Annotated in this window: 23 protein-coding genes; 10 read left to right on the top strand and 13 right to left on the bottom strand. The window is 50.3% G+C overall.

Features of this window, described 5'->3' with window-relative positions:
- Positions 1-59: 59 nt before the first annotated feature.
- A complete protein-coding gene (locus tag ACUVQO_RS05395; RefSeq protein WP_445924902.1) occupies positions 60-602 on the top strand; it encodes an Npun_F5560 family protein in 543 nt (180 codons plus the stop codon).
- On the top strand, positions 595-1,368 hold the full coding sequence (locus tag ACUVQO_RS05400; protein ID WP_445924866.1) for a hypothetical protein: 774 nt from the start codon (positions 595-597) through the stop codon (positions 1,366-1,368). Before ACUVQO_RS05395 ends, ACUVQO_RS05400 begins: the two co-directional genes overlap by 8 nt.
- Before the next feature lie 24 nt (positions 1,369-1,392).
- Here ACUVQO_RS05400 and ACUVQO_RS05405 read toward each other — a convergent pair whose 3' ends face one another.
- Both ACUVQO_RS05405 and ACUVQO_RS05410 read right to left on the bottom strand, forming a co-directional pair.
- Positions 1,393-3,732, bottom strand: coding sequence for a hybrid sensor histidine kinase/response regulator (locus ACUVQO_RS05405; RefSeq protein WP_445924867.1), 2,340 nt, complete (start codon positions 3,730-3,732; stop codon positions 1,393-1,395).
- A gap of 307 nt (positions 3,733-4,039) precedes the next feature.
- Entirely contained in the window at positions 4,040-4,240 is a 201-nt protein-coding gene (locus ACUVQO_RS05410; RefSeq protein WP_233746422.1) for a hypothetical protein, read from the bottom strand.
- Positions 4,241-4,597: 357 nt separating this feature from the next.
- On the opposite strand from ACUVQO_RS05410, the gene ACUVQO_RS05415 reads away from it, so the two are divergent.
- Entirely contained in the window at positions 4,598-5,014 is a 417-nt protein-coding gene (locus tag ACUVQO_RS05415) for a hypothetical protein (RefSeq protein ID WP_445924868.1), read from the top strand.
- A 120-nt stretch (positions 5,015-5,134) separates the two neighbouring features.
- Here the strand turns inward: ACUVQO_RS05415 and ACUVQO_RS05420 are convergent, their stop codons facing one another.
- Both ACUVQO_RS05420 and bchB read right to left on the bottom strand, forming a co-directional pair.
- On the bottom strand, positions 5,135-5,596 hold the full coding sequence (locus ACUVQO_RS05420; RefSeq protein ID WP_445924869.1) for a DUF3531 family protein: 462 nt from the start codon (positions 5,594-5,596) through the stop codon (positions 5,135-5,137).
- A 124-nt stretch (positions 5,597-5,720) separates the two neighbouring features.
- Entirely contained in the window at positions 5,721-7,247 is a 1,527-nt protein-coding gene (bchB, locus tag ACUVQO_RS05425) for a ferredoxin:protochlorophyllide reductase (ATP-dependent) subunit B (RefSeq protein ID WP_445924870.1), read from the bottom strand.
- Positions 7,248-8,009: 762 nt separating this feature from the next.
- Between bchB and ACUVQO_RS05430 the strand changes: the two genes are divergently transcribed.
- Entirely contained in the window at positions 8,010-8,633 is a 624-nt protein-coding gene (locus ACUVQO_RS05430; protein ID WP_445924871.1) for a TMEM165/GDT1 family protein, read from the top strand.
- Positions 8,634-8,723: 90 nt separating this feature from the next.
- Here the strand turns inward: ACUVQO_RS05430 and ACUVQO_RS05435 are convergent, their stop codons facing one another.
- The gene (locus ACUVQO_RS05435) at positions 8,724-9,641 is read right to left on the bottom strand and encodes a tetratricopeptide repeat protein (RefSeq protein WP_445924872.1); all 918 of its coding nucleotides are present in this window, start codon (positions 9,639-9,641) and stop codon (positions 8,724-8,726) included.
- 283 nt (positions 9,642-9,924) lie between these two features.
- On the opposite strand from ACUVQO_RS05435, the gene crtA reads away from it, so the two are divergent.
- From crtA to hpsJ-A, 3 genes are read left to right on the top strand one after another with little or no spacing between them, the layout of a single operon-like run.
- Complete coding sequence (crtA, locus tag ACUVQO_RS05440) at positions 9,925-10,785, top strand: cyanoexosortase A (protein WP_445924873.1); 861 nt, start codon at positions 9,925-9,927, stop codon at positions 10,783-10,785.
- Positions 10,778-11,470, top strand: a complete 693-nt coding sequence (locus ACUVQO_RS05445) for a cyanoexosortase A system-associated protein (RefSeq protein WP_445924874.1) — start codon at positions 10,778-10,780, stop codon at positions 11,468-11,470. The genes crtA and ACUVQO_RS05445 overlap by 8 nt, the downstream gene beginning before the upstream one ends.
- Positions 11,471-11,511: 41 nt before the next feature.
- Positions 11,512-12,192, top strand: a complete 681-nt coding sequence (gene hpsJ-A / locus ACUVQO_RS05450; protein ID WP_445924875.1) for an HpsJ-like protein, cyanoexosortase A-associated — start codon at positions 11,512-11,514, stop codon at positions 12,190-12,192.
- A gap of 104 nt (positions 12,193-12,296) precedes the next feature.
- Here the strand turns inward: hpsJ-A and ACUVQO_RS05455 are convergent, their stop codons facing one another.
- The 4 genes from ACUVQO_RS05455 to ACUVQO_RS05470 form a co-directional block, all read right to left on the bottom strand.
- Complete coding sequence (locus ACUVQO_RS05455; RefSeq protein ID WP_445924876.1) at positions 12,297-13,013, bottom strand: ABC transporter ATP-binding protein; 717 nt, start codon at positions 13,011-13,013, stop codon at positions 12,297-12,299.
- A 4-nt stretch (positions 13,014-13,017) separates the two neighbouring features.
- Positions 13,018-14,235: an ABC transporter permease gene (locus tag ACUVQO_RS05460; protein ID WP_445924877.1), complete on the bottom strand. Its 1,218-nt coding sequence runs from the start codon at positions 14,233-14,235 to the stop codon at positions 13,018-13,020.
- A 13-nt stretch (positions 14,236-14,248) separates the two neighbouring features.
- Complete coding sequence (locus ACUVQO_RS05465) at positions 14,249-15,598, bottom strand: efflux RND transporter periplasmic adaptor subunit (protein ID WP_445924878.1); 1,350 nt, start codon at positions 15,596-15,598, stop codon at positions 14,249-14,251.
- 121 nt (positions 15,599-15,719) lie between these two features.
- Positions 15,720-16,265, bottom strand: coding sequence for a GbsR/MarR family transcriptional regulator (locus ACUVQO_RS05470; RefSeq protein ID WP_445924879.1), 546 nt, complete (start codon positions 16,263-16,265; stop codon positions 15,720-15,722).
- Between the two features lie 320 nt (positions 16,266-16,585).
- Here ACUVQO_RS05470 and ACUVQO_RS05475 point away from each other — a divergent pair, with 320 nt between their 5' ends.
- The gene (locus tag ACUVQO_RS05475; RefSeq protein ID WP_445924880.1) at positions 16,586-17,710 is read left to right on the top strand and encodes a hypothetical protein; all 1,125 of its coding nucleotides are present in this window, start codon (positions 16,586-16,588) and stop codon (positions 17,708-17,710) included.
- A gap of 50 nt (positions 17,711-17,760) precedes the next feature.
- Here the strand turns inward: ACUVQO_RS05475 and ACUVQO_RS05480 are convergent, their stop codons facing one another.
- Together ACUVQO_RS05480 and ACUVQO_RS05485 are read right to left on the bottom strand one after the other, a co-directional pair.
- Positions 17,761-18,942: a homocysteine biosynthesis protein gene (locus ACUVQO_RS05480; RefSeq protein WP_445924881.1), complete on the bottom strand. Its 1,182-nt coding sequence runs from the start codon at positions 18,940-18,942 to the stop codon at positions 17,761-17,763.
- A 163-nt stretch (positions 18,943-19,105) separates the two neighbouring features.
- Positions 19,106-20,395 (bottom strand): FAD-dependent hydroxylase, encoded by a 1,290-nt coding sequence (locus tag ACUVQO_RS05485; protein WP_445924882.1) that lies wholly within the window; start codon positions 20,393-20,395, stop codon positions 19,106-19,108.
- A 116-nt stretch (positions 20,396-20,511) separates the two neighbouring features.
- Here ACUVQO_RS05485 and mtnA point away from each other — a divergent pair, with 116 nt between their 5' ends.
- Positions 20,512-21,573: an S-methyl-5-thioribose-1-phosphate isomerase gene (mtnA, locus tag ACUVQO_RS05490; RefSeq protein ID WP_445924883.1), complete on the top strand. Its 1,062-nt coding sequence runs from the start codon at positions 20,512-20,514 to the stop codon at positions 21,571-21,573.
- A gap of 29 nt (positions 21,574-21,602) precedes the next feature.
- Here mtnA and ACUVQO_RS05495 read toward each other — a convergent pair whose 3' ends face one another.
- On the bottom strand, positions 21,603-21,755 hold the full coding sequence (locus ACUVQO_RS05495) for a hypothetical protein (protein ID WP_445924884.1): 153 nt from the start codon (positions 21,753-21,755) through the stop codon (positions 21,603-21,605).
- A gap of 508 nt (positions 21,756-22,263) precedes the next feature.
- On the opposite strand from ACUVQO_RS05495, the gene ACUVQO_RS05500 reads away from it, so the two are divergent.
- A complete protein-coding gene (locus tag ACUVQO_RS05500) occupies positions 22,264-24,783 on the top strand; it encodes an HAD-IC family P-type ATPase (RefSeq protein WP_445924885.1) in 2,520 nt (839 codons plus the stop codon).
- Here ACUVQO_RS05500 and rsmH read toward each other — a convergent pair.
- Positions 24,780-25,673 carry a 16S rRNA (cytosine(1402)-N(4))-methyltransferase RsmH gene (gene rsmH / locus ACUVQO_RS05505; protein ID WP_445924886.1) on the bottom strand — a complete coding sequence of 298 codons (894 nt, stop codon included), beginning with the start codon at positions 25,671-25,673 and terminating at the stop codon, positions 24,780-24,782. The two genes, ACUVQO_RS05500 and rsmH, sit on opposite strands and share 4 nt — an antisense overlap.
- Between the last annotated feature and the right edge of the window lie 337 nt (positions 25,674-26,010).

Consider the following 26,010-nt stretch of genomic DNA (forward strand, 5'->3'; position numbering starts at 1 on the left):
GGGGATGCTCTTCGTTAGCCCAAAACCATCGTGAACGGAGTTGCAAGACTGTGACGGAAATGATCAGTAATCATGTGTTAGATCCCCAGGCCGAAGCTGCCCGTCTGCGGGAAGAATTGCAGGTACGGGACAATCTGGTGCAACAGTTGTCTCAGGAACTTTTCCGTCTGGTGCAGGGGAATGCCAGCTTTATGCCTAGCCCAGACACATCTGAGCGCCACCTGGCAGAAGTACGTGCCCTGCGGGAGCAATTGAAGACCGTTGAAGAGCAGGTCACTTTTTATCAGGAGCAAATTACGGAGCGTGATAACGAAATTTATCAATTGCGTCAGTCGGTTCAGGAATTGACCGATCGCTCCCGCATGTTGGAACAGGTGGTTCAGGAACTGCCTAAGATTTATCGGCAAAAGTTTGCGGAGCGGTTAGCTCCCATCAAGGAAAAAGTTGCTCTAATTCAGCGCGAGAACCGTCAGCTTCACGCAGAATTACAGAGTGTGACCTATCGCTTAGCCATGCGGAATCGTCGTCAAACCCAACTGGATTTGCCAAGTTTCCCCCGCTCCAGATCGGGGGTTGCCCTACCTAGCTTTGGCAATGCGTAACGTTCTGATCATTGTCGATTCAGCGATCGCAAGCAACTCTCAGCCCAGTGCCCTTGCAGGGGCTACGGCGCAGATGGTTTCTGCCTTGCAGCAGGCAATTTTGCAAGATGCAGGTGAGGAGAAGGGCGATCGTTCTTCTCATTTTCAACAGGTTCAGCCAGAGATTGATGCAGTTCAGGTCATCAATCCGACAGCACTGGCGGAAAAAATCGCATCCGGCGATCTGGTGCCGTCTAATTATTTACTGTGTCCCTTAACGCTGCATTTACCTGAAACTCTGATATTTCCCGGCCAAGGCGTATTCCAGATCTGCCGAACGGTTGAGGCGATGAGACAAACGGTAGCCGTTTGGGACTATCCAACGGGAGAGGGAAATTATTGGCTGCCTGTGGTGCTGACGGCAAAAGGACCATTGTATGCCGAAGTGATTGGTAAGAGGGCGGATCAATTAGGAGCAGCAGGAGTTTCAACCTTCCCCCCTGAAGCAGTGGGATATGTGCAACCCATCCATCTCACAGACGCTCAACGCCAGTCCTTATATGAACTGGGTTATCGACTTCTGCGATCGCTGCAGGCCACTCCATCTGTCTATCTCATGCAATTTGGATATGAGGGGCAGTACCTCTGGTTCGATCGCCTCTTTCCCTTTCCGGCAACACCTGCGATCGCCAGCCTGAAGGTGCAACAACCCGACTTATTTACCTGCCATTGGCGATGTCTGACGCATCAACCTCTCCGCGAGTTAAGTATCTCCCAAGCAGAGTAGGGGAAAGCCAATTGAGCGATCGCACTAATACACCTTATCCAGCACCTCCTCCGGATGCACGATTGGTAGGGAAATGCAATCATCGGCTCCTTCAGCTTGCCATTGACGGCACTCCATGTCCGCATCATCCGCCGTGGTCATCACAAGAATCCTGAAGGGGTGGCTGAGATTCTCTTGTCGCAGCCGCTGCAGAATTTCGCTGGTACCCATTCCAGGGATCTGAGTACTGACAATGACCACCTCTGGCTTCAAAATTTCAATTTGTTGCAGAGCCGTCATGCTATCAATCATCCAGATCACCTGGTGGCCCGCAGCGGTTAGCAGGTCACACAGAAGGTGAGCGATCGCCTCATACTTCTCAATGAGAATAATCCGTTTTTCAGCACGTTGAATTTCTGGGAACTCGGAGGGTTCAGGGTTCCCTCTTCTAGAGGTGAGTGATTGGGCGGGCAGCAAAACGGTAAAGGTAGAACCAACGTTAACAGTGGATTCAACCTCTATCTGGCCACCGTGAAGCTCAACTAGTTGTTTAGTCAGCGCCAGTCCTAGCCCTGTACCTTCATACTGCCGATGGTAGGAGGTATCCAGTTGTTGAAACTTTTGAAACAGCAGGGGAAATTTGTTTCTGGGAATCCCAATTCCCGTATCTTCAACCTGTAAGACCGCTTTGTTTCCATCTACCCACACCCGTAAGGTCACTTGCCCGCCTTCAGGGGTGAATTTGATGGCATTACTGAGCAGGTTCAGCAGGATTTGCTTGACTCGCCGTGGGTCTGCCGTAAAGCGATCGCTCTGCTGCCTTTTCTCTTCACTGGATTGAGACGTTGGTTTGAGATCCAGTTCTAAGTGAATCCGGTTCTGTTCTGCTTTTTCTTTCAAGGCATGTAGACTTTCACTGGCCACTTGGAACAGGGAGAACTCTCTTACATCTAGAATTGTGCGACCAGCCTCCAGTTGAGACAGATCCAGAATGTCGTTAATCAGTTCCAGCAAATGCTCGCCACTGTTACGAATGATCTTTAGATACTCCTGCTGCTTTTCAGGTGGCAGCAAGCGATCGCGCCGAGAGTCAGTAGGCAACCGAAGCAGTGTAGTCGCCATGCCGATAATTGCCGTCAAAGGGGTTCTCAATTCATGGCTCATCGCTGCCAAAAATTCTGTTTTTGCTAAGCTGGCAGTTTGAGCAGCAGTTAGCGTGTCATGCAATGCCTGGGTTCGCTCAATCACCCGTTGCTCCAGGGTCTGGGCTTGCTGTTGCAAATGGCCGTAAAGCTGAGTCTGGTAGATGGCGATCGCCATCAGTTCAGCAATGCAGCGCATAAAACGAGTTTCGCTATCCTGCCAGTGGCGTGGGCCAGAACACTGATGGGCAATGAGTAAGCCCCATAAATCTTCCTGGACCACAATTGGCACCACCAATTTGGCCCGGATCTGTGCCCATTCTAAAAATCCCACCAGACAGGGAGACTGAGCATAGGTGGTATGAATGTCTGCTACCGCCTGAGTTGCTCCCTGACGATACTTTTCTCGATAGTCGGGTACACCAATAAAGCACTGAGTCCCCTCACTCAAATACAACACTCGCGGAACCGATGAATTCGCCCTGGCCTCGTAAGTAATCCGACCACACACTAAATTAGTCGGGTTCCCATCTTGTCCAGCAGGGGGCGGAGTTTGATGGGCAGGAGTTTCTGGTTCAAACTGATAAATAATCAAGCGATCGGCCTTTAAGTAGTCACACACTTGTTGGAGTGTGGTTTCCAGAATCAGAGATAACTCCTGAGTACGGCGAATTTGGGTAGCGACCTGGGTAAAAACTTGTTCCTGGTCGGGTAGAAGGGCTGGATCTTGGGCTGGAAGATTAGCCAGGACACAATCTAACGGAGAGGTTGATTTTGACCCAGCGGTTAAAATATCCACCAATTCCAACGTAAACTGGCTCTGGCAGTTTGCCTGGTTGGGACGCAAACATTGATGAGCCTGCTGCAGTTTATTCACTACTGCCGCAGATGTCGCCTGGGTTTGCAGGTGGGTGAGAAAAGGCGCGATCGCTTCCGGTGCAAAAATCAACCGAGTCTGATAAGTCGTCACCTGAGTAGACGTAGGATTTGATTCAGCCAAAGACTCAGAGCCTAAAGAAGTGGGTTCCCCCATTAACAGCGCACTGAAGGAACAAGAAATAACCAGAAAAAAGCACTGGATACCAGTCTGCTTGGAATGGCTACGATCGAAAAAGTCGGCTTCTGTAAACGTGAAGATTTGCTCATTAGTAGATTGAGCAGTCTTCTCTAGAGCCAGGGCAATTTGCTGAAATACGGATGCAGGTAAAATTCGACTGAAGGTAGAGGATGGGTCACTGGACATAGGACTTGCCAGCAGTTCAAGGCTTAAGCTCGGCCATGATCTCTGCGTATACTCACGCACCTGGTTGCCCATGCTCTACCTCCTACTTGCAGGGTTCAGCGTCGTTTACGTCATCCTGACTCAGAAGGCTTAGCGTTGAGATATGGCGTAGATTTATCCTATCACTTTGGTTTCTTGGCCAGTTGAAGACCGCGATCACAGCTGTTTAGAGGGAGTTCTAAGCCTTGTCCAAGTCCAGAACTAGGGATGCAAAAAAGAGCCGTTTCCGGCTCCCTTTCCAATTAACCAAGAAAAAGCAAATAGGGCTTTAACTAACCTGTCTGGACACCAATTTTTCGAACTGGGCCTGGGTTTGTTGCAACAACTGCTCTCGACTATCGGCAGCCTGAGTAATGGTGGGGACTAAATTCCGAGCCTGTAACGTCATGTGAAGCTGGAGGTGGGCAACATATTCGCTAAAGTCTTCTCGACAAGAGGTTTCAAAGCTTTGATATAAACGCGATTTCAAGGGTGTTCTCCTTTCCCAACTCTGCATTAACTATGCAACGTAAATGAAAGTATCATGTTCGCTCTCTTCTTCAACCTTTTGCATCAGAGTTTGCAATGAAGTTTAACCATTACCCTTACGCATGTTTCAGTATGTAACGTTTATCCGGAATTGGGTAACTCAAGGGCGCAGCAAACTGAGGAGAAAAATTTTCTTCTGAAACTTTTAATCAATCACAGTTGATAGCAACGCTGAGGCATTATTCAACGCAGTATTTCAAGTGACACTTCAGGAACAGGATCATTCCTCCGGAGGGCCAGTTGGTCGTCAGGGATACTGAAGATAGAAAGAGTTCAATCTGGGGTAAACAAGGGTGAAATGAAAGCTATAACACGTTGGTTCATAGTTCCTATCAGCATTGCGATCGCTCTGAGTACAGCTCAGGCCGCGTTCAGCCAGGCAATTACCATTTCACCCAACTCCCAGCCAATTCAGGTGAGTGGCACTTCAGGAGGGGAACGCAGCGATAGCTGTGCCGGACATATTGCTGCCGCTCCCAACCATGTGATTAATGTGACGGAAGATGCCAATCTGCGCTTTGTACTGCAAAGTCAGGGCGAACCAGCACTATTGATTCGTACTGCATCGGGCCAAAATTTCTGCGTTCCAGCAGACCGATATTCCAATGGTAAGGTTGAAATTCCTGGACGTTGGCCCAAAGGAACCTACTCAATCTACATCGGCGATCGTGCGAATGGACGTCATGCCTACACGCTAACGATTTCTGGAAGTTAACCCAGCAGCCCAGATCAATCGTTTCTAGATGGTGAGGACTGAGGACTGAGGACTCATTCTTTCTCGGCACTCAGCACTCGGTTCTCGGCACTTCTTACCCCCATCCTGGTTAGTCTTAGTTTAGTTGTAGTGATGATCCGACAGGACATCCGATCGACTACGACTGTCTCCGGTTTTCCAATCCTCATTTTCGCCCCCAATAATCACCTGCTCTAAGGTGACGTAATCTTTGCTGAACTGGCGCAGGGCATTGATCAGAACATCGAGGGCGATCGCATCACTGGTGCCCAGATCAAACCAGCACCGCGCCCAAGTTCCCTCATATTCCACTTCACCCATGTTGTGCATCAGGGCTAACAGACTATCTTCGGCTATATCTTCGTCGTAGGTCATGTAGCTAATATCCAGTCCAACGTCCTGAACCTGAAGATTTTCGGCATTAAACCCTCCCAGTTTGCCAAGAAAAAACCAGGAGCTAAAAATCTCCTCCACGTACTGCTTCTCAATTTCTGAGGGAACGGTTGTGAATTCCAACCAGATCCAGACATTGAAGGGATCGAATTCGCGAAACTGAACTTGCATGACGAACTTCCCAAGGGATTATGAATTTAAATAACCCTGAAAATTGTACGGGCGGGTTTAGCTCATAAACTGACATGACGTATCAATTGACTAACAAAACCCGCCGCTCCTACCCAGTTCTTGCCTAAGCGCCAACTGCTTCTTTGGCAGCATAAAGTACTTCGGCAGTGATCACTTCGATACCCCGATCGCGGGCAAATTTCTCAGTATTGCGTTTTACCTTGCCACGCACAAAACCAGGAATCTTGTTAAGTTCTGCCAAGCCATCTTTGCTCCAGGTCATATCGGAATCGGCAGAAATCCCTTTGGTGATTACCTCTTTGGTGTCGTGACCACCAAAGATTTCCAGAAGATGGTCTTCCATGCCCAGGGTGAAGGAGTTGTAAATCAAATCGACAATCTGATTCGTGCCTTCGTAGCCCAGGAAAGGCCGATAACCAACCGGGAAGTTCTGGATGTGAATGGGGGCAGAGATGACACCGCAGGGAATATCTAGTCGCTTACCCACATGGCGTTCCATTTGAGTGCCAAAGATGGCAGCAGGTTCCGCTTTAGCGATCGCATCCCCGATCACCCCGTGGTCATCGTTAATGATCACTTCATCGCAATACTCGCGCACCTGTTCCTCAAACCAATCGGCATCGTACTTACAGAAGGTGCCAGCCCAGACCACTCGAATTCCCATTTCGCGAGCCAGGATTTTGGTAATGGCCGCCGCATGAGTGGCATCACCGTAGACAACAGCTTTCTTGCCTGTCAGGTTCTGGCAGTCGATCGATCGAGAAAACCAAGCAGCCTGAGAGACGTGCAGTGTTTGTGTCTCAATCAACTCCTCGTAGTCCACATCGATGCCCTGAGCGTTCAGAATAGATTGAATCTTACGGATGCAGCGAGCCGTTTCCACCACTCCCATCGGCGTAATATCCACATAGGGCATACCAAATTCCTGTTCCAGATACCGCGCCGTCATCAAGCCCAGTTCTCGATAAGGCACCAGATTGAACCAGGCTTTGGGCAAATTTTTGAGATTGTGAACGGAGGCTCCTTCCGGGATCACTTCATTCACAGCAATCCCCAAATCCGCCATCAACCGCTTCAACTCAGTGCAGTCATGATTGTTATGGAAACCCAGGGTAGAAATGCCAATGATATTAACGGAAGGCTGCTCAGTTTTATCTGTGGGGAGATCTTCTTTCTTGCGGGCCTTTTCGATATAAAACTGAACGATCTGCTGCAGGGTACGATCGGCGGCCTGCAATTCATTCACCCGGTAGTGATTCACATCGGCCAGCAGTACGTCGCCTTTGGATTCCAGTTGGGCGCGATCGACGAAGTTTTGCAGATCTTCTTGCAGAATACTGGAGGTGCAGGTGGGAGTTAGCACAATCAAATCTGGGTGTTCTTCCCCATCTTTGCGGGTAATGTTATCCACCACTTTTTCCTGGGAACCACGGGCCAGCACATGCCGATCGACCACACTGGTGGTCACGGGCGTAAAGTTTTGCTCGCGCTCCAGCATCGATCGCATGACGTTAAAGTAATCGTCACCCAGGGGAGCATGCATGATGGCATGGACATTTTTGAACGAACTGGCAACACGGAGAGTTCCAATATGGGCTGGGCCTGCATACATCCAGTAAGCCAATTTCATAAACTGCCTCTTCTTATAGTGTTCTGCTTCAGTGTTCTGCGTTGCGCTTATCGATTGTCTCAAAGATGGTGAGGCGGCGATCGTCCCAAGAATCAGCATTTCAGATAGGTTAAAAAAATATAAATTTGACTGTAGTGCCGATAAGGACTGATGTAGGACATTTTTTGATGAAAGTGACAGGAAATTAAGGCGCAAACAATCTTAATATGTGAAGCCTCGTTGAAAGGTGATCTGAATGAGTGCAGTAATGGATCGCCTTCAGAGTTGAAAGGGTAGGTTGAAACGACAGACTCGCATAATGACGTGGCTACCTGGCAGGTTTTAAACGGTGACTTAAATGGTAACTGTGTCACAACGGTGATAGTATCCGTCGGTTACAACCACGACTACACTCACCATGTCTACCGACGCAGACTCAATAAAATCAAAGTTTTCAGTAACCGGCGCCGGCAGGTTTTCTCCGGATAGCCACGACTTCAGTCGCTAGGGTGACAAAGAGACAGGCCCTTTAAAACATCCTCTAACATATTTGACGGATTTCCTTAACCCTGTATAATTTTGGAAACCGAAGGGGAGTAGCTGCTGGCGGTTAGTCAGCTTGTCTGAATCAACATACTGGTGATGAACCTGGTTCAGGCAACAAGTGTATGACTTGTAAGCGAGACCTTCACTAAGTCCACAAACTGAGTGGGCTTGGTGAAGTGTAGTTGCTCCATCAAGCTCACTCAGATCTCTCTACGTCATCCTGAGGAGCTTTAGAGAATGCTTACTGCCTTCGTTGCTAGTCTTTTGCTTATTACCCTATTTGAATTAGGCGATAAGTCATTTTTTGTCGCCATGCTTCTGGCTATGCGTCATTCTCGCCGCCTGGTATTTATCGGTGTACTGGGGGCGCTGATTGCGATGACGATCGCCTCTGTCATGATAGGGCAGGTAATTTCCTACTTTCCGAAAGGCTACATTGTTTACGCGAAGGTGGCCCTCTTTATTGGCTTCGGCTTGAAGTTACTGTACGATGCTTACCGCATATCTCTTACCGCCACTAAGGATGAAATTTCGGAAGCTAAGGAGGCCATTGCTGAATCTGAATTGGCGTGGTCTAAGACCATAAACGGTGGTGGTGTCCTCCTGCAAGCCTTTAGCCTCACCTTCGTCACTGAATGGGGCGATCGTACCCAGTTCGCGACCATTGCCCTGGCTGCCTCCGATAATCCAGTCGGGGTAACCGTGGGCGGAATCTTAGGTCATGCCATCTGTACTGCTATTGCTGTGATCGGTGGACGGCTGATTGCCGGACGAGTTTCCGAACGACTGGTGACCGCTATTGGGGGCGGCTTATTCATCTTCTTTGGGATTGTTGCGGCGATCGAAAGTCAAGCCAGCTAACCGAGATAGAGGGGGGAAGGAGTGGAGGCATGAAGGGGTAATACTTCTTCATCTCTTTCATCTCTTCACCTCTTTACCCCTTCACCCCCTTTACTTCTGCGGTGCTGCTGGTGTGGCGCCGGGTTGAGGGCTGGCCGGAGCCACAGGAGTGTCTGGAGTACTTGACGTTCCTGCCGGAGTGGTTGCCCTAGGAACTGCACTGGCGGCCTGATTAATTTGATCCCGATACTTAGCGGGAGCCAGTTCAGCCGCTTTGGTAAACAGGGGTTTGGCTTCCTCCATTTTTCCCTGCTCTTTGAGAATCACCGCCTTACCATAAACGGGCCGGAAGTCCTGTTTATTTGTTTTGGCGGCTTCATCGTAAATGGCGATCGCCTCGTCATAACGCTTCTGGCTGGTATATACCCCTCCCAGAAGCACCTGAACTGAAGTAACATCAATACTGTTGGGTTGGACTTGATTAGCCTGGGTGGCCGTCTTCAATGTATCTTGCAGCAGAGCGATCGCCGATTCTGGGCGGTTTTGTTGGAGTAACAATGAGGTGAGGCCATTCAGAGCCTGAATATCCCCAGGGTGATTCGTCAGTACAGAACGATAAGTTTGGGCTGCCCCTTCGCGATCGCCAGTTTGCTGTTTCGCTTGAGCCAGCAGTACGGCATACAGAGTTTCATTGGAATTTAACTTGGCCAGCTTCTCCAGGGGGGCAATGGCTCCTTTTACATCTGCCAGTGCCAGGCGAGTTTCCAGGAGTCCCTTTAAGGCAGTCTGATTCTCAGGTTCGCGCTGTAAGACTAACTCGTAGCCTTTGGCCTGGGCTTCCAGCTCTTCCTTCTTAGCAGTAGGAGAGGCTGATGAGCTGGGCGTTGGAGAACTCGCCACAGGCGGTGTGCCTCCTTGAAACATACCACTTAGGAGAGGAGCCAGGGAAATACCTACAAAAGCCAGCAACGCCAGCACCATAAATACACTAGTAATCCAGCGATTGCGTCTTTCAGTCGATTCAGCCACAGAACTGCCTTGAACTCTAATGCCATTTCATTATCAACCACAAACGCAATTTGGCAAGGGCAGGAGCAGTTTCTCCTCTGCTTTAGACCCCGTAAAGATTAGAACAAACCAATACATGAATTGCCCTTAAAATCAATCTCTTAGACTGTAAATATCGGGGATTTCAGATGATTTTTCTCTAAAGTTTTGAAGAAAGGGGTTTACAGTCAACTTTTTCTTGGGAACTCTGGAAAGTGAAGCCCCAAAGGGGACATTCATAATTGTTGCTGAAGTGGCGAGCAAGATGGAATTGTCAAAACGTCTGCAGGAGCCAAAATTCTGGCTTTTGGCTATTGTGGCTGCGATCGCGGCCCTGCACCTAACTTTACTGAGCCGCCTTGATGACTCTGATATATTCGCAACTGCGATTTTATTTTGGGTTGCGGCAGGGTCTTTAGTGTGGGATAAGCACGACGCGTTGATGCTTGAGAGCAAGCCGTTGCCGACTGTGTTGGGATTGCTGCTGCTGGTGTTCATTCTGTTGAGGACAGCCCTATCAGGAGACTCCGTCAGTTCGGCCTGGGTAATTCCCCTGTTATCGGCCCTGGGTGTTGGTCTCATGGCTTCAGGGTTTAAAGGACTCAAACAATATTGGAAAGAGTTAGTCATTTTCGGATTGCTGGCCATCTACCCCTTCCTGAAGTTGCTCTTACAAATTATTGACCTGTCTGAAATTACAGCCAAAGCTGCCAATGTAATGCTCTGGTATGTGGGCTTTAATGTTCAGCGCCAGGGTGTTTTCTTGATCCTGCCAACCAGTCGTGTTGAGGTTTACGGAGCCTGTTCGGGGTTGCAAAGTATCCTACAAATGCTGGCCATCTCCGTGCTGTTCTTGCTCATGTTTCCGATTCGCTCCCACGTGAAGAAGCTTCTCTGTGTGGTAATTGCCGTCCTGATTGGCTTTTTTGTGAATGCCATTCGGGTAGCACTCATGGTTATCCTGAACAACGCTGGGAATAAAAGTGCCTTCGATTACTGGCATGAAGGAAATGGATCCCTCGTCTTCGCCGCCATTTCAGTATTCATCTTTGGCTGTTTCTGCTGGTTAACCTTCCTGCGTCAGCCTCCCCAAACCCCCGATTCAGGAGCAAAAGGCAATGCATAAGTTAACCTGGCAATCGGTTCGTCTGTCGTTATTGGCGGTTACGTTTTTGGGTACAGTGCTGGTCACAGCAAAGCTGGCGACTGCTCCCAAGGAAAGTAAGGATCAGGCTGCGGCCCAAAAACCGAATCCTTTACCAGAAACTGTGTCCATGCAGGATTGGCAGTTTGTCAACAGCACTTCGACCAAGCCCCATAAGGAGGCTCAGTTTGGCAGGCAATACCGCTATCAACAGGGCGATCGCCCCCTGGATGTGGAATTGCAGTATATGTCCAGTGATGGCAACGTCAGCCGTTATCTGTTTGTCTATACTCCGGTGCGGACAGCTAATGCCGCAATGAAAATTCGGCACAAACCCGGGGTGGGGTATTACGGAGTTTTGTCTCATAAGGGGAATGCTTACTTAAGTGCTTGCGTTAATCCGCGAGGAGAAAGTACGGTAACGGAACAGCAATTTACTCAAAACCGTTACACTTACGACCTGCAAGCCTCTCGTTTATTACCCTGGTTACTGGGGAAAGAGCCTTTGATTGATCGTCGTTGCCTGTGGACATTTATGTCTACTCCCGTGAAGACAAATTCCAACGCGGGAACGGCAACCGCAACCGAAGCCACTTACAAAACACTAGAAACAACCTGGTTCTCTTGGAATAAATGGTGGCAATCCAACTTTCCGCCCCCATCTTGAGCCTTTTAGAACGCCGCTATTTCAACAGGAGGAGCCAATCAATGGCAATGTCAACGGGTGATGCCAGCGAAAATTTAACAGTCTATCGCTTACGCTGGATCGGCTATGGTCTTCTAATTTTCGCGCTGATCGATGTAATCCACATTCTGACTTCTGTTCAGACTTCAGACCCAACCTGGGGACTGCAAACAATCGGCCAGTTTGTGGAACGGGTCGTTGTCCCCCTACTGGGATTTGCTCTGGTATTTTTTGGGGAGTTTTATGGACGGAGAGGGCCAGAAAAACTAACCCTGCGAATTCTCTCATGGCTCTGCATGATTCTGGCTGTTCTGTTTTTCCTGATGGCCCCTGCCGTTGTCTTTCAATCGGTCAGCCTGAAGGGACAGGCAGAACAACAGGCCAGAAAAGTGGTGGATCAGCGTCTGGCGCAACTGAAGCAATTGGAAGATCAACTGAACAAAAGCAATCCTGAACAAATTAAGGCTCTGGCCAGTCAGTTAAACGCGCTAGGGGTTCAGGTAGATCCCAAAAATCCAGCCGCTGTCAAGGACCAGATTGAAACCCGGATTAAAGCCTTTCGGGAGCAACTTCCGGCTCAGGTTCAAGGAGCGGCGGCCAGCCAGGCATCTGGATTGCTCAAAAATGCTGTGAAGTGGAGCCTGGGAGCGATCGTTGCAGGGGTTCTGTTTTTATACCTCTGGAAAAGCAGCCGCTGGACATGATTCAGAATTACTTGATTAATTACCCAGTGCAATAAAGTGCAATAACTGGACAAATTGGTAGGGCTACTCCATTCAGTGCTCCTGTTTGTGGTTCGTCGGCAGGCTCAGGCGGCTGTCATCAAATGACCCAGTTCTTCCGGAGCAAGATTCTGGTTCATCACCCGGCCATCCTTAAACCAGATGATGCGGCGGGTGAAGCGGGCGACATCCGGTTCATGAGTCACCATGACAACCGTCATCCCTGTGGTATTGAGTTCAGCAAAGATATTGAGAATTTCGGTGGTTGTGCGCGAGTCCAATGCTCCGGTGGGTTCATCCGCCAGCAGTAAGACGGGATGGCCAACGATCGCCCGGGCGATCGCCACCCGCTGTTGTTGTCCTCCGGAGAGCTGATTGGGTCGATTATGCAACCGATGGGCCAACCCAACCTGGGTGAGGGCTTCTACCGCCCGATCGCGCCGCTCCCGTTCCGCTACATTGGCATAGACCAGGGGCAGCATGACATTTTCCAGGGCCGAGAGTTGGGGCAGCAGATGAAACTGCTGGAAGACAAACCCCAATTTTCGGTTCCGCACATGGGCCAGGGCTTTGTCATCCAGATTGGACACATCCACGTTGTCCAGGTAGTAGCGACCAGAGGTCGGCTTATCCAGACAGCCAATGATGTTCATCATGGTCGATTTTCCAGAGCCGGAGGCTCCCATAATCGAGCAGAATTCGCCCGACTCTACGGTTAAGTTGACTCCTGCTAAGGCTTGCACTTCCGTTTCACCGGAACCATAGATTTTGTAAATGTCTTCGAGGCGAACGATAGTGGACATGGTATTAGTTGCTTCTGAGGGCGACGATTGGGTCGAGTTGGGCAGCGCGACGGGCGGGAACGACACCAAAGAAGAGGCCGATGCCACCGGAGACAGTCGTGGCGATCGCGAGCGCCACAGGGGAAATTCCGGCTTGCAGCGGGGTGAAGGCTCCTACTAAGAGAACTCCACCTACGCCAATGGCCGTTCCCAAAAATCCTCCTGCAGCGGCAAGAATCACGGCTTCAATCATGAACTGCACCAGGATGTCTTCCTGGGAGGCTCCGATCGCTTTCCGCAACCCAATTTCTTGAGTTCGTTCGGTGACGGAAACCAGCATGATATTCATGATCCCGATGCCACCCACCACCAGGGAGATGGCGGCGATCGCTGCCAGCATAATCGTTAAACCACCTGTAATCGTGCCGACAATTTGCAGTATGTCTTTCTGAGTTTGAACGGTAAAGTCATCCGAAGTGGTAATCTTATGCCGCAGTCGCAGCAGGTTCGTGATCTGGAATTCCGCTGCCGGAATGCTGGCTTCGTTCTTGGCAGAAATTGAGATAAAGGTAAGATCTAAGCCATAGGGCGAGGTACGGCCTGTCAGACGATTAGCCAGCGTTGTAATCGGGACATAGGCGGCATCATCCTGGTTATTGCCCAAGAAAGCGCCTTTCGATTGCAGTACCCCAATCACCCGAAAGGTAACCCCTTTGATACGGATCTCCTGTCCGATCGGATCCTGGTTCCCAAAGAAGCGATTGGCCAGGTCGGAACCCAGAGCCACCACCTGCGTGTTGCGCTCCACATCCTGATCCGTAATAAAGCGTCCCTTGGCCATATCAAAGCTACGCACCGATAGGAAGGTCGGCGTAGTCCCAACCACCAGAGAATTCGTATTCAGGTTGCGATACACGATCGGTAGCTGACTTTGCCGTTGCGGGGCGACTTCTTTAATTGAGGGAACCTGCGTCGCGATCGCTTTGGCATCTTCCAACACCAGTGTTTTTGGCAAATCGAAGGTGCGGTTCCGCATTTCGCGGCTTCCCGGAGATACAAACAGTACGTTGGGTCCCAGGGATTCAAACTGTTCTGAGGCCAGTCTTTGTGCTCCCTGACCAATGCCAATCATGGCAATTACCGAGGCGTTGCCAATGATAATTCCCAGCATTGTCAGGGCGCTGCGTAATTTATTGGCTGTTAGGGTTTTGACAGCCATCTTGCCACTTTCGACGAGATCCATATTTATTTGCTGCCTACTTTTTCTCCATGCCTTTAATCACGTCGTCCAACTTCTGTCCTGCCGGAAGCTCTACAAACACCGGATCTCCCGGTTTGATACCTTCTATAATTTCTGTTTCGTTGCCAATATTGGGGCCGATCGTTACAGGCTGAAACTTGGGTTTATTGGTGCGATCAGGAATGAGAACCCCCGGTTGTCCCTTGTTGGTGACAATCGCCACTGTAGGTACCATCAGGGCATTATTCTTCTGCTTGCCTAAAAATGCCAAATCAGTCGTCATCCCAGAGCGCAGCGTATCCTTACCACTAACAATCCTGACTCTTACTTCGAATGTAATCACCCCTCGTTGAGTTGGATCTTCTTTCGCTTCCGGCGAGACTAAGCGAACAATTCCTTTGAAGGTTTGATCGGGGAAAGCATCCGCCCGAATCTCTACTTCCTGACCTTGCTTGATCTGGCCAATATCCACTTCGGGCACCTTGGCCAAAATTTCCAGGTCATTTGCCAGAGTCACGATTGAGGTGGCTGAAGAGGTGCTGGAAGCAAAGCTGGTGGGGGTCACAAAGTCTCCGGGTGTGGCATTTTTCTGGGTAATGATGCCCGCGAAAGGAGCACGAATGATCGTGTCTTCAATCTGGGTATCAATCGCTTTCAAATTGGCCCGTGCCGCTTCCACTTGAGCCGCCGCCTGAGCAATTTCCTGCGATCGCGGGCCATTTTCCTGCTGATTCAATTGCTGGACAGCATTGTTATAGCTTGCTTTTGCCTGTTCCAGGTTCGCTTTGGCACTGCGCTGTTCATTGATTACTTCGTCCAAGCGATCGCGGCTGATGGCTCCTTCAGCAGCTAATGCCTGATTGCGACTAGCCCTTTGATTGGCCAGATCCAGGCGAGTTTGAGCTGCTGCAATGGCTGCCTGCGCCTGATTCACACCAGCTTGGGCCTGACCAATGGCTTCCGGGCGACTGCCTGCTTTTAAGAGCGAGAGATTGGCTTCGGCCTTCGAGAGTTCAGCCAGAGCCTGTTGTCGCTGGGCTTGTAATTCTCGGCTATCCATACGGGCAATGATCTGACCTTGCTGCACGCGATCGCCCTGCTCCACATACAGTTCTGCTAGCCGTCCTGCCGTTTTAGGATTCAGGTTCAACCGCCGCACAGGAATTACTTCACCGTTAGCAGTAATTCGCACGGTGACATCTTTCTGCTGAACGGGCATGGTGTATTCGGCAATATTCTGCTTGGGGGCAGCATTCCGCAATGCCACAACGGTTGCAGCAGGCACACCAACCAAACCAGCGGCAAGCAGTCCGATCAACCAGGGGGACGATCGCTTGGTCACTTTATCGATCCAGGGAAGTTGCATGATGCTTAGGGATGAGAATAGCTAAAGAACAGACAAAAGATGAAAAACAAAAGACGTTGAAGCAGGGGACAGGGATGAAAAAGAGTTAAGGTAAGAATTCTAGCGATCGCAGTCTGGCGGGTTAACTCTGTGGTAGGCCAGATTTGCTGCGCTGCTGTTCCCAACGTTCAGTCATCAGGGGCAGCTCCCGCTCTAAGAAGGCATGCATATCTCGCATTTCCTCTAACCGCTGCAGTAAGTGGGGGTCTTCTCCCTGCAATAACTCCAGCCCTCGTTCCGCTAGCTGGCGAAAGGCTCTGATTTGGGTCAGACGTTGCTTGCTCAATTCAGACCAGGCATTCAATTTGATGCGGAAATAATCCCGTCGTTGACCAGGTAGGCTGATGCGCTCAATTAGGCCAATTTGCACCAACAGTCGGGTCATTGTGCTGATCGAGCCTTTGCTGGCCTGCAGCACTTCAGCCAATTCTCCTGGGGACTGATGGGGTGGGTTGGAAATCAGAAGCCAGCCAAAAATTCGTCCGGCCATTCGAGGTAGCCCCACCATCTCAAACAAAAGCCCAACCTCTTCGATAAATTGCTTTTCTCTAACCTCTTGCTCTTGACGAATCAGACTGTTGCTCAAGTTCACGGTGCAGGTACTCAGTTCATAATCATACTGTAACATATCTTAGTTTTTTATGTTCAGTAATTACTGAACATAATGAATGTGACAGTGGCCGATCGCGGTTAACCTAAATATCCTTGTTATTGGCTTTTCGATATGATGAGTTAATCGATCTTGCTGTCTACTAATTTGAGTGTTAAGAAGGAATTCTCTGACCTAATATGATTGGGCCAGAGCTTATCAATCGATAAGTTGAAGGATGTTGAAATCTTTTAAAGCTCTCAAAGTTTGCATAAACTGTTCTGATTCGTTTGTACCCTGCTTGCATTCAGTACAATATGCAAACTGATGCATCCATGCACCTGCCTCAATAAGAGCCTATGAGTCCCTCGCCTGAATTGTCCCCCCAACCCTCGAAACCTGCTGCTGCAACTAATCCCCTTCCCGCGGATCAGCAGGTGTCAGAAAAGTCTAAGCCATCCATTAATTCTGAGACCACGCCTGCCCCAACTCCGCCCCCCCCTCAGGGCTCTCAGGAAAATGCTCCTACTCTGCATCGCCCACCAATGCGTCCGGTTCGGCCCCAACCTGTTGCTGAACCTGCCAAGGCTCCGACTCCTCCCCCAGCAACGGCTAAACAGGCCTCCATTTCAGTACCCGTTGCCAGATCTACTGTTCAACCCACTCCGGAGGAGCAGGCCGTTGAAGCTGTATTGAGGCAGCAACCCATTCCACCCCCCAGTGAACCGAAACAGTACCGGGCGATCGGGGTAGTACGAGGACGGTATACCTCCTCCCAAGAAGAATTTACGCGAGGTACTCTGGTTACACCAGACAGCGTTGTGTATAACGCCGTGTTACTAGGACGGGTGATGAGTCTGGTGCGTAACCATATTGATCTGGAAAAAGACCATTTGTGGGTGGTTTATCCCCGAACTCGTGAAGGGGAAAAAGAACTACACATGCAAATTGTGGGAGTTTGGGAGCCAGAAACTCTCAAGCGCCAACCCGATGAATTGGCTGAAGCAGGCTCAACTGCATCTGAAACATCTGCAGTTGAGGAAGTAACAGACCCAGGGGTAGAAGATGGATACTTTTCTATTCGGGGAGAAGTGGTTTTTCATTCCCCAGAAGAACAGAATACGGTTGTTAAAATTCAACAGGCTCCCAGAAAAAGTTCTCAAAAAGCTAAGTCGTTTAAGCTCAGTCTGCACGGTGTTTTAGACAGCCCCAAAACATTAGGGTACTTCTGGGATTTAAACGTCAAGCTTCAGAATAACGCTCTGGTCATTCAGGATGGGACTTGTGTTGGGCTGCCTCCACCGAAGAAGAGGTCTAAAGAGATGGGAAGCCGAGGAACCCGTCCTCGTAAGCCAATGGGATCTGGTGGTCGAAGTGTAGCAGGCCGGGGTGCTGGTCGTCCTAGTGGTTCCCCCCGTCCAGTGAGCCGCCGTGAAGCAGCCGCTAAACCTGTTAAGCGTAGTGAGCCATCTGGGGAAGGCTAGGGCTAAGAAGTAGCCTGACCTTGTTGGATTGGTAGATATGTTCCAGCGGTTCAGTTGATTTCAATTTGGGAACCCCAAACGTCTTGCGGGAGGAAGGTGCGATCGCTGGGAATCGCACCAACAAATTCACTCAGGTAAAACTTTCCGGCCTCGATCCACTGTTTCAATTCCATGGCAACCTGGCGAGATAAATAAATGCTGGCCAAAGGAGCCACCCGGACTGGCTTACCATCAATGACGATGCGTCCCCCTTTAAGCTGGGCATAGCTAACCAGGCCGAACGTAGGCCGAACTCGACGGGGAATTGAAAAATCAACGACGGGAGCGACCAGATCCTGATCCCGAACCGCACAGTGAGCTATAACTTCTTCCTGCAAAACAGGTAGGGGAATTCCTACACCCAGCATCAGGGAGGGACCATAGTTTTTGAAATAGCATCCCCGCACCCAGCGTGGATCCATCTGCTTGGCATCTCCGATTAAGGCCAACGTCGCAGCGGGGCCAATGGGAGTTCGGTTAGGCAATCGTTTTTGTAAGGGAAAATGTTGCGTCCCTTCCCAGGAAACGTACCCAATTCCGCCTCCCAGAAAAATGCGGGTACCAATCCCAATCAACTGCAAATCAGGATCATTGAGTAGAGGAGAGATAGCCCCAGGATTGGAGTAAACGGCGTTGCCTAAACGGGGTTGTAGGGGACCAAGGTAGGTAAAAAGAGGCCGATCGCCCCCATTCACACCGACAATAAAGTTCTGGTAGACATTGCGCGGATTGAATAAATAAAACTGATTAATCGTGTCCTTCGTGATCGTGGTTTCAAAGGAGGCGCGAGGGTAGCAGTCTGTCACCTGGCCGATCGCTCTCAGGTGAACAGGTTTGCCTGCTATCAAATCGGCAATTACATGGCCGCCTCCCCGTTCCCGAACTTCTTCTCCATCCATCGATTCCCCCACCTGCGTTGCTCCTAGATAAAGATCAACCGCTCCAAATCCGGAGTAGGCAGGAACCCCATCTATCCAGCACTGGCGGATTTTGATCGGTGGATCCGTGTGGCCCAAATTGATAATCGCGCCAGAAGACTCCATCGGCTCGAATGTGCCTGTGGTAATCACATCAACTTCCTTTGCCGCCTGCGCGATCCCAACGTCCGCTACTCGCGCCTTTAATTCCTCAACCGTCCAGACGGTAGCGGCTTTGCGGCTAATCTTGTCATTAATCTCAGCGATCGTTCGCATAGGCAAGCAATTTTGGATTTTGGATTTGCGATTTTAGATTGAGCAAGTGTGAATGGTGGATAAATGATGCGAGGGTGAGAGGATGTAATAATGGATTCCCATAGTCTCATCATCCCATCCCCCCATCCCCTTCTTCATTTTTCTTACCTTCTCTCTACCCTCCTCAATCCTTAGCCAAATCAGGGGTACGACCGCTTAAACCCGTCATTAGTTTCAGGGCAGTTATTTTGAGGGGACGAATATGCCGCAAGCCCCATAATCCCAGTCTACGAAGCACTACCAGCGGCAGAAAGGTGTTGGAGAAGGTGCGGTTGAGGAAGTCGGTGAAGCCCAAAATGATCAAATTCTCCAGCGATCGCCAGCGTCCATACTCTTGCAAAACGGCCAGTTCTCCAATGTCTTGCCCCTGTTGATGAGCCGTAACCAGAACTTGGGCCAAGGCTGCCGCATCTCGAATTCCCAGATTAACTCCCTGCCCCCCCACCGGATGACAACAGTGGGCAGCATCTCCCATTAAAGCTAGCCGGGGCTGCACATAACGGCGGCTTTGCATCAACTGCACTGGAAATAGATAGCGCTGTCCGACAAGAGACAGGTTCCCCATTTGATCCCCATATCGCCGTTTGAGCTTGGCCAAAAAATCGGTTTCATTCAAAGCCAGAATTGCTTCTGCCTCCGCCTTCGGAGCCGTCCACACAATCCGACAGAGATTATCAGGAAGGGGCAAAATGGCAAAGGGGCCATCGGCTTGAAAGCGCTCGTAGGCGATATTGTTATGGGGTTTTTCAGGTTGGATAAAGGCCACAACACAGGACTGCCAGTACTGCCAACCATAAGTCGGGATTCCGGCTCGTTGACGAATCGGCGATCGTGCCCCATCTGCCGCTACCAGTAACCGCGAGTGAATTCGTCGGGTCGTTCCATCCTGGTTTAATTCCAGTTCCACTCGATCGGTTTGAACCTCGGTCGTGACGACTTCTACAGGACACCAGTAAGTCACATTGGGGCAGTGCTGGAGATGGTTTTGTAATGCCTGCAAGACTACCCGATGTTCCGCCACATAGCCCAGAGCATTCGTTTTTAAGTCATGCAAAAAGAACCGCACAATACCGGGATGGTTCGCGTCAGAGAGGTGAATTTGCTCAATGGGATTGACCGCGGGACGCATCTGCTCCCAGACTCCAATTCCCTGAAAAATGCGACTGGCCAGCAGGTTGATGTGGTACGCCTGACCTCTAGTCACTGCGGCAGATTCCACTTTGGCCTCAATCAGAGCGATCTGCAAACCTGAATTTTGTAAAGCACAGGCGAGGGTAAGGCCGACGATTCCCCCTCCGACAATCACCAGGTCATAGTCAGTCTGCTGGTGCTTGAGAGCCGATAACTGTGGTTCTGGTTGATGGGTTTGAGATTGTTGAGCAGCGGGAAGAGTTGCTGCTGTCTCCATGGTCATATTAAGGAAACGTATCGTTATATAAAGATCCTTTTACATTTCATTGTCGCGCGATCGCCGAGCAGGAGCAAGGCGATTTCGTAGATAATTGCCCTAGTTCCTAATTACCAAATCCTATGTCCTCAGCAAATCCCGTTTATCCCGTCATCTGGCATATCGATCATGTGCGGCTGATTGATCAAACCCGCCTGCCTAATGAGTATGACATGGTGGAGATTCGCCGTTATGAAGACATGGCAATGGCGATCGAGACGATGATTGTGCGGGGTGCTCCAGCCATTGGGGTGGCTGCGGCCTATGGCATGTATTTGGGCGCACGGGATATTAAGACTGAGGATCGGGGTGAGTTTCTGGCCCAACTAGAGAGGGTTGCGGAACGCCTGCGGTCAACCCGTCCGACAGCCGTGAATTTGTTCTGGGCGATCGCTCGCATGATCAAGGTAGCCCAGCAGACCCTCGGCCCGATAGCTCATCTCAAACAGGTCTTGCTAGAAACGGCTCAGGAAATTAACGCGGAGGATATCAAAACCTGTCAGCAAATAGGGGATTACGGCCTGAGTGTCTTACCAAATTCTCCCAGCAAACTACGGATCTTGACTCACTGTAATGCTGGTGCATTGGCGACTGCCGGATATGGTACAGCCCTGGGAGTCGTTCGTTCCGCCTGGACTGCCGGACGCTTAGAGCGAGTTTACGCAGATGAAACCCGTCCCCGCTTGCAGGGAGCCAAGCTAACGGCTTGGGAATGTGTGCAGGAAGGCATTCCTGTGACGGTGATTACCGATAATATGGCGGCTCATTGCATGAAGTTGGGCATGATTGATCTGGTGGTGGTCGGGGCCGATCGCATTGCTGCCAATGGGGATGCTGCCAACAAAATTGGTACTTACAGTCTGGCTCTGGTCGCTAGAGCACATAACATTCCGTTTTATGTGGCGGCTCCCCTATCTACAATCGATTTTGCGATCGCGGATGGTAGCCAGATTCCGATTGAGGAACGGAATTCTGATGAAGTCTATCAGGTCGGGGATACAAGACTGTGCCCAGTTGGAGCCGAATTTTACAACCCAGCCTTTGATGTTACTCCGGCCTACCTGATTGCCGCCATTATTACCGAGTATGGAGCGATCGCTCCTGCTAATTTGAAAGACGAACTCCAGTCTAAGCAGGTGGTCTAGCTGCAACCTGAAAAGCCGTTACCTTTCAGCTACAACCCAGAGGATGGATGATAGACAGCGGCAAACAGCAGGGCCGAAATGAGAGGAATCAGGATCGGCACCGCCACCAGCAATCCCCATTTCCCAAAGCGGATGGGTTGACCATCGGCTTTGAGCAACGCGATCACTGTCACGACTCCCATTACCGTCTATAGCAACCCAAACCCGATAAACAAAACAAACGCTGAATCATCCATCACCCTACTCCTGCTTTACTTTCATGCTAAACCAAGTCCAGCTAGAGAACGGTCGTTTTCGTATCAGAGAAACTACGGTTCTGGACTTGGACAAGGTTTAGATCAACATCTCAGGCAGTCTGATTGATACTGCCCCTCTTCCTCTCTCATTATCCTGCTGCTCTCTCAGCAAGAAATAGCAAAAGGCAGAGAGCAAAGCCCATTTTCATAATTACCGCAAGTGGCAATCGTAAAAGACTACTTGCTACTATTTTCTGCCCAAAAACTAATTATAGTCAGCACGATCGTTGTCCTCAGAAGACAGTTAAAATCGCACTACTGCGGCATAAATAAACCTTGTCTAAGTCCAGAACTATTAGTTTTCTGATGGAAAAGATTCCTTTAAGGGAAATTTCTGTTTTCTAGCTGAACTTGGTTTTAATGCCTTTTTCCAGGACGGTAGCAGGATAAGTGAATGAGTCAAAAGGATGAAGGTTTAGCCCCAGTTCTGAAGGGGTTGAGCGATCGCGAAGTCATAGCCCGACGAACTGCTGGCCAGGGAAATCATGTCCCATTCCAGAGTAGCCGTCCCTATAGTCTGATTTTTAAAGAAAATTTATTTACTTTTATCAATGCGGCATTCTTTACTATCAGCCTGGTGATGTTTCTATTAGGGCGGATTGGTGATGCCGTGCTGGTGGTAGTCGTCATTTTTGGCGGCGTGCTCATTAATATTTATCAGGAAATTTGGGCCAAACGGAAACTCGATGAAATTGCCCTCTTGTATCGACCTAAAGCGACAGTGCTGCGGGACGGTGAGGAACAGCAAGTAGACCCCAGCGAGATTGTCTTAGGCGACATCTTACTGCTGCATCCTGGGGATCAAATTGTGGTAGATGGCTCGATCGTGGGCGACGGTCGGATTGAAGTGGATGAGTCTCTATTAACCGGAGAATCGGATTCGATCCCGAAAGTGGCTGGCGATCCGGTCTACTCCGGTAGCTTTTGCGTCAGTGGCACGGCCTGTTACGAAGCTGAGCAGGTGGGCACAACTACGGTGGCTTACCAACTTATGAGTGGAGCACGGGCCTTCCGGCAAATCCTAACCCCGGTACAACGAGAGATCAACGTGGTGATCCGGGTGTTTCTATTGATTGCCTGCTTTCTTTGGATTCTGGTGGGAATTAGCTTTCTCAGCCGCTCCTACTCCTTAAATGACGTGGTACAGCGATCGGCGGTGATTGCAGGCCTGGTGCCAGCGGGTTTACTGTTGGCTATTACCCTGGCCTATGGCTTAGGAGCCGTGCGGATGATTGGTCAGAATGTGCTGATTCAACAGGCTAATGCCGTAGAGTCTCTCAGCAATGTGGAAGTGCTGTGTCTGGATAAGACAGGCACCTTAACTACGAACCAGATTGAACTCCAGGAAGTCTACCCGATCGGCATAAGCGAGGCCGACCTGCGATCGCTCCTGGGCATCTATGCCGCCAGCACCAAAGCCGGAAACAAGACCAGTGAGGCTCTCTCCAACGCCTGCCCTGGCATCATCTACGAACCCCTCGCCGAAGTCCCCTTCTCCTCGGCTCGCAAATGGAGTGCCCTCGTCTTCGGCAATGAATTCAGCAACGATCTCTCCCAGCCTAAAGACCAGGGTACACCATCATCCCCGCTCCCCAACCCCGGCACTTACGTTCTTGGCGCACCTGAAGTCCTTCTTTCCGCAGAGTTCATGACTCCTGACATGCTGCACTACATTGAGGAAGGTGCCCACCAAGGCTTACGAGTGGTGTTGTTTGCCTACAGTCCAGAAGTACGATCGCTCAGTCAGGAAAACGCTCCCCCTGTCTTACCCAAGTCTTTGAAGCCATTGGGGATTTTACGGTTCAGTGATCAACTCCGCCCGGAAGCACACGAAACCCTGGCCGGATTTGCCAAAGCAGGTATTGAATTAAAAATTATTTCTGGTGACAATCCCAAAACAGTGGCAGCTCTAGCAAAACAAGCTGGACTGAGATCTGAAATTACGGTGGTGTCTGGACAAGAGTTGGCCCTGATGGATCAGGCCCAATTTGACCAGACCGCTTTAAGTAGCACCGTATTTGGCCGCATTACCCCGGAACAAAAAGCAGAACTGGTGAGAAGTTTGCGGCGGCAGGGCCGTTATGTAGCTATGACGGGAGACGGGGTCAATGATGTCCTGTCTTTGAAACAAGCGAATCTGGCGATCGCTATGGAGAGCGGTAGTAAAGCTACTCGTGGAGTTGCCGATATCGTACTGTTGAAAGATTCTTTTGGCGCACTGCCGCACACCTTTCTAGAAGGGCAACGCATTCGCAACGGAATTCAGGATGTGATGAAGCTATTTCTAGTCAGAACCTTTTGTGTTACCCTGCTGATTTTTGCTACCGCGATCGTCACTGATAGTTTCCCATTACAAAACAAGCACAGTGCAATCGTCGCGCTGATTGGCGTGGGCTTTCCCGCCATGTTTATTCCCATCTGGGCAAAACCTGGAGCGATCCCCCGTCGTAGCATGGTGCGATCGATGCTCCACTTTGTCATCCCCGCTACCCTCACCCTGACGCTCACCGCCCTGGTAGTTTACCTGTTTTATCTAGTGGTGGCCGTCCTCGATCTCCCACCAACAATGGATCCATCCCAACTGGATTATGGTGAACCCCGTAGCGCTCTCGTGACAATCCTGGTGATGGGGCAGCTGCTGCTGCTGCCATTTCTGAAACCACCAACAAAGCAATGGGTCGGTGGCGAACCGTTGAGTGGTGATTGGCGCTATACGATCGTCGCTTTCATCCTTCTGGGTATTTACTTCATGATCGTGGCTGTGCCCCCTTTCCGCCATTTTTTTGAGCTTACTCCCCTCAGTCCCTTGGGCTATCTATTCATTGGTCTAATCGCCCTGGAATGGTGCTTCATTTTGCGAGCGATCTGGCGCAGCCGCTTCCTGGATCACTTCCTGGGGATTGATTTGGGTTAGCTCTCGACTCGCTCGGCAATTCGCAGTTTGGCCGATCGCGCTCTGGGATTCTTCTCCACCTCTTGCTCCCCAGCTACGATCGGTTTTTTGGTGATCACTTGCAACAGGGGCGATTCCTTCAACCGATGCTTCACGATCCGGTCTTCTAGACTGTGAAAACTAATTACCGCCAACCGTCCCCCTGGTTTCAACCATTCAGGAGCCTGAGCGAGAAAGGCTTCTAAGACCTCTAATTCCCGGTTGACGGCGATACGAAGGGCTTGAAAGGTACGAGTTGCTGGATGGATCCGCCCATAGCGATAGGAACGGGGAACAGCATGGAAAATAGTTGCCGCTAAATCTGTAGTAGTAGTGAAAGGACGGCGTTCCACAATCCGGCGGGCAATTTGGCGAGAGAGCCGTTCTTCTCCATAGGTATAGATGAGATTGGCCAGTCTCGTTTCTTCCCAGGTATTGACCAGATCGGCTGCCGTCAATGCCTGCCGTTGATCCATTCGCATGTCCAGGGGGGCCGTTTTCTGAAAGCTGAAACCTCGTTCTGACGTATCAAACTGGGCCGAACTCACCCCTAAATCCGCCAGGATGCCGTCAAACCTACATTCACCTGGATCAAAGCTGGCAAAGTTCGTCTGGTAGAGCCGCACCCGATCGCCAAAAAGAGCCAGCGTTTCCTGAGCCGCCGCGATCGCCCAGACATCTTGATCCAGTCCCGTAATTTTCACCGCTGGTGCCGTTTCTAGAATCAATCGACTGTGCCCTCCACCACCGACAGTGGCATCTAGGTAGTGTCCCCCTGCTTTAACGGCCAATCCTGTCACCACATCCTGACTCAGAACCGGAATATGCCTGAATTCAAATGGCGGCTCCCGATTGTCTTGCTCCCTATCCACGAATCATCCTTAATATTTCTGCATTTATCCTCAATTCCCCATCGAGACGCTCCAGCGAAACATCTCTATAACCCCCCATTCTCCTCACCGCCTCTGCGTCCCCTCGCATCCCCCCATCCACTGATTCACCCATCACTCCCCACTCCCCACTCCCTTGATCATTGTTCTAAATATTGAACCTAACTTATCGTTGCGCTTTTGAGTGCGTATGATCCATTGGAATTCCGTTGTCCTGCGGAGTGCGATTACTCCCTATAATTTTAAGAAGACGTAATATAAGCAAAGCACTGTCCCGGCTACGGCTGTCGGTGTTTACTATCATTTAACCCGCTCAAGC

It is taken from the genome of Leptodesmis sp. (assembly GCF_052746595.1).